We start from the raw sequence: 769 nt of genomic DNA, 5'->3' as shown, positions 1-769 counted from the left end.
CCTATTATTTTTGATTAAACTAGAATTTACGCAAAATCAGAGCGTTATACGCACTTCTGTGATATAATGTGCGTTGCAAAACAGCCTGTAAGTATGTCTATCCGTAAGTCATGATGATATCATTTCTCTCATTACCCCTCAGAACTAATCAACTCCCGATACACTCCCTCTTCCTGCAACATTTCCTCATGAGTACCGCGCTGCACCACCTCGCCATTTTCCAAGACAATAATCTCATCGCAATCACGAATGGTACTCAACCGATGCGCCACAATAATACAACTACACCCCCGACTCTGCAAATTATCAACAATCATTTTCTCTGTTTCCGCATCCAAAGCACTCGTTGCCTCATCCATTACTAATATTGTGGGATTATTTACCAAAGCACGAGCAATTTCTAACCTCTGTCTTTGACCCCCACTTAAGTTTGCTCCTCCCTCCAATAACTCACCATCGTATCCACCAGGAAATGCCATCACTGCTTCATGGATAACGGCATCTTGACAAGCTTTCATCAGTTGAGTCGTTGATATTGTCGGGTTCCACAAAGTTAAATTATCGCGCACCGTGCCACCAAATAAAAATATTTCTTGTTCCACCATCGACGATCGCCAAATTAATCTGTGGTTTGTATCAACCGTGGGAGGGAGAAATTTTGTTTGATGGTGTTCCCAGAGAGAATATTTCGCCCACAGTATTAACTCATTCTCTGTCGATGGTGGAACAAGAAATATTTTTATTTGGTGGCACGGTGCGCGATAATTTA

2 protein-coding genes are annotated in these 769 nt (G+C 41.9%); one reads left to right on the top strand and one right to left on the bottom strand.

Translation table 11 applies throughout. The features are described from left to right. Positions 1 to 131 precede the first annotated feature (131 nt). On the bottom strand, positions 132 to 605 hold the full coding sequence (locus D5R40_RS33515; protein ID WP_339379603.1) for an ATP-binding cassette domain-containing protein: 474 nt from the start codon (positions 603 to 605) through the stop codon (positions 132 to 134). Here D5R40_RS33515 and D5R40_RS43405 point away from each other — a divergent pair. Further along, positions 530 to 769: ATP-binding cassette domain-containing protein (locus tag D5R40_RS43405; RefSeq protein WP_124155925.1), on the top strand; the 240-nt coding region annotated here is incomplete at its 3' end. The two genes, D5R40_RS33515 and D5R40_RS43405, sit on opposite strands and share 76 nt — an antisense overlap.

Source organism: Okeania hirsuta (assembly GCF_003838195.1).
Lineage (GTDB): Bacteria > Cyanobacteriota > Cyanobacteriia > Cyanobacteriales > Microcoleaceae > Okeania > Okeania hirsuta.
This window is presented reverse-complemented; position numbering and strand designations above follow the sequence as displayed.

Excerpts from the sequence above, each read along its gene's own strand:
- D5R40_RS33515 (WP_339379603.1), bottom strand. The coding sequence starts at position 605 with ATGGTGGAACAAGAAATATTTTTATTTGGTGGCACGGTGCGCGATAAT.